Genomic DNA, 3,092 nt, shown 5'->3' on the forward strand with positions numbered 1-3,092 from the left:
CGCTGACCGAGCGTGAGCGCGAGGTGCTCACGCTGGTCGGTCGCGGCCTGTCCAACACCGAGATCGCCGAGACCTTCGTGGTCGCCGAGGCGACTGTGAAGACCCACGTCGGCAGGCTGCTGGCCAAGACCGGTTCTCGTGACCGCGTCCAGCTGGTGGTGCTGGCCTACGAGACCGGCCTGGTCGGACGCTGACCCCGTCGGATCAGGTCAGCTGGTCGGCTCCGCGTGGTCGGTGGGCGTGTGGACGATGTCGAAGTAGACGGACTTGTCGTTCTCGTCGGGGAAGACCCGGTAGGTGAACTCGTCCTCGGTCAGGGTGACGATGTCCGAGTTGCGCTCGAACATGACCTCGCCCGCCTCGTCCTTGGCGACGATGTGGCGGGTGCTGCCGTCCTCGGTGACGGTCCAGTCGCCCTGCATCTTCGGGGAGTCGTCGAGGTTGTACATCGTGAACGTGCCGTCGGCGTCGAAGTAGGCCCAGCCGACAAAAGTCGACACGTTCTCGTCCTCGAGGGGTACGTCCTTCCCGTCCTGGTCCACCGCGCCCGTGGTCTCCCACGCGGTCGAGGCGAGGACCTCGGAGGGGGTCGCGGTCTGGGTCGACTCGGCTGCCTGCTGGGCCGAGCCGGCCTGCTCGGAGCCTGAAGCGGCGCCGTCGGTCGCGCCGCACGCCGCGAGCGCGGCCGCGGTGGCGAGGGCAGCGACGGAGGTCGCGAGGAGACGGACGGGGCGAGTGGTGAACGTGGAATTCTTCATGGCTCAACGATCGCGTGATCGTGGCTCGTGGCCATCTGGCAATGGGCCACGATCGGATAGCCGATCGGATGATGCTCGGTTCTTCGGGGTCGGCGGCGGGGTTTGGCGCGGAGTTGTTGGGCTGGGTACGGGCTTGGGAGTTGGCGTCGATGCCCCTCAGGGGGTCTCGGGGCCTCTACTAGACGATGACACCTCGTGAAGGCGGCGGGCTTCGCAAGCGCGCGTCGCTCCGGGGAGGGTGGCGCGTTGGCCGCCTCGGCGGGGACGGCGCCGGCAGCGAGGCAACGGGCGCCGTGGCCTGCCGAGATGTTGACTCCCATGTACTGGGGTGTGCGGAACCAACCGTGGCGTGGGCAGCATCGGCATCCACGGGGACCTTCGTCCAGCCATCGGCACGGGCTAGCGATCGACTCGGGGGCCGGCGATCGGCTCGACACGGCGACCAGTTCGACGCACGGACAGCACGATTCGGCTGCGGTCGCGGCTCGACGACCGTCAGTCCCACCAGGGGGAAGCGCGCACCGATCGTTTCGGCAGCCACGGATACATGGTGGCGAAGAATGTGGGTGGCGGGGTTCCGGGCGTGATGTGTTCAGGTTCGTCGGGTGAACCGGATCCGTCCGTCCGGGAGGCGTTCATAGACGCAGTTGGCGTCGTGGATCCGACGATGGTCACTCGGACACAACAGGACCATGTCGGCCATGTCGGTCTTGCCGCCTTCGGACCACGGCTTGAGGTGGTGGGCTTCGGTCCAGGCGGCTGGGGCGTCGCAGTCCTCGGCTTGGCAGCCTTGATCTCGTAGCCGCAGGGCTCGGTGTTGGATCGGGTGCGCCAGGCGGGCGGTGCGGCCGAGGTCGAGGATCTCGGAGTTGGTGCCCAGCACCACCGGGACCAGGTCCGCGTTGCAGGCCAGCCGGCGGGCCTCGGCGGCGGTGATCTTGTCCCCGTCGAACCCCAACGCGGCGGTGCCGAGGTCGTTGCGGAGGTCCTCGACGCTCATCGTGATGAACATCGTGGTGGCGTGGCCACCGTGCCTGGGGAGCAGGTCGACGTCGTAGGTCTCGATCACCCGGGCGAAGGCCTGCCCCAGGAGGCGGTCGTAGGGGGCTTTGCGGCCCTTGTCCTGTGCGGACCACTTCCGGGGCTGGGCCAGGGAGTCGAGGAGGGTGCGGAGCCTGATCCCGACCGCGCGGGAGACGCGGGCGTGGATGTCGATGGTGCCGTCGCCGTTGTCATGGGAGGAGTAGAAGGTGCGCCGTGAGGCGTGTTCCTCTTCCCGCTGGAGTGCTTTGGCTTCGGCGGCTTCGAACCGTTCGGGGTCGATCTCGGCCAGGACCCGGCGTCCGGCGATCTTGAGCTCGTTGGCCGTCAACTGGCTGGCGTGGTCCACGAGGAGCTTCTCGGCCAGGGCCAGATCTTCGGCACTGGCCGCAGGGCCGGCCTCGATGACCTCGAGGGCCTTGGTGATCACCCGCGCCTTGTCCTCGGACACCACACCCCCGGCCAGACCAGCAGCGACCAGGTCGTACTTCGCGACACCAGCAGCGAGTTTGATCTGGGAGCGAGCCACCCCCTTGTCGACCAACAGCTCGGTCCGCAGCCACCCCGAGACGTCCTTCGCCCCGGTCTCCTCGGCGATGTCACCAGCGGTGGCGAGGACCCGGAGCTTCAACGCGGCTTGTTTGGCGTGGATCTTCTCCAGCTGGGCCAGGCGGTCCTTCTTCTGGCCGGTGCGCCAGTAGGCAGGGTCCCTGGTCAGCAGCTTGTCGAGGGAGGATTCGATGGCGGCCAGTTCGGCGTCGATCGGATCAACAGGGTTGGTGCCCCAGTGGTTGACGTCGTGTTCGAGACTCATCGCTTCCCTCCCCTCAGAGGTGTGTCGTGATGGGTCTGATTCTACGCCTTTAAGGGATATCTAACCACCCATAGGTGCAGGTCAAAGCCTATTTTCGCGGTGAGCGAACGGCATCGCTGCTGTGGATGGTAAGTGGCCCGAAGGGCCACCCTCTTCACCCCCACAAGCCCCACCTACCCCAGCAGGATTCCGCTGCGCCACACCCGGGCCGCCGCCCCGATAGCCAGCCAAATCTTTCTCGATCTGGTCCGGAGTCCAGGACCGCGATAGCGGCCGGCGAAGCCGGCGCCCGAAGGGCGTCCTTGACGCCGGTCCAGATCGAGAAGACCCTCAAGAACGGGTCGGCGGCCCAGACCAGCCCCGAAGAACGGTCACGAAACAGGTGGTCTCGACAGGCTCGACCACCAGGAGTGAATGAATGCCGAGTCGGCGCATCTTGACCGGCTCGCTCGCTTCGCTTCGCGAGACACCGGTCAAGA

Annotated in this window: 3 protein-coding genes; 1 reads left to right on the forward strand and 2 read right to left on the reverse strand. The window is 67.1% G+C overall.

Features of this window, described 5'->3' with window-relative positions; all coding sequences use genetic code 11:
* Nucleotides 1-194: response regulator transcription factor (locus tag ACFU7D_RS29180; protein ID WP_378873908.1), on the forward strand; the 194-nt coding region annotated here is incomplete at its 5' end.
* Nucleotides 195-209: 15 nt separating this feature from the next.
* Here the strand turns inward: ACFU7D_RS29180 and ACFU7D_RS29185 are convergent.
* Both ACFU7D_RS29185 and ACFU7D_RS29190 read right to left on the reverse strand, forming a co-directional pair.
* Nucleotides 210-758 (reverse strand): DUF4822 domain-containing protein, encoded by a 549-nt coding sequence (locus tag ACFU7D_RS29185; RefSeq protein WP_378873911.1) that lies wholly within the window; start codon nucleotides 756-758, stop codon nucleotides 210-212.
* Nucleotides 759-1,350: 592 nt separating this feature from the next.
* Nucleotides 1,351-2,613, reverse strand: a complete 1,263-nt coding sequence (locus ACFU7D_RS29190; protein WP_378873914.1) for a DUF222 domain-containing protein — start codon at nucleotides 2,611-2,613, stop codon at nucleotides 1,351-1,353.
* Between the last annotated feature and the right edge of the window lie 479 nt (nucleotides 2,614-3,092).

It is taken from the genome of Nocardioides sp. NPDC057577 (genome assembly GCF_042801335.1).
Lineage (GTDB): Bacteria > Actinomycetota > Actinomycetes > Propionibacteriales > Nocardioidaceae > Nocardioides.

What these genes read in the sequence shown, in the direction of transcription:
- ACFU7D_RS29190 (WP_378873914.1), bottom strand. Translation starts at nt 2,613, where the DNA reads ATGAGTCTCGAACACGACGTCAACCACTGGGGCACCAACCCTGTTGAT.
- ACFU7D_RS29185 (WP_378873911.1), bottom strand. Translation starts at nt 758, where the DNA reads ATGAAGAATTCCACGTTCACCACTCGCCCCGTCCGTCTCCTCGCGACC.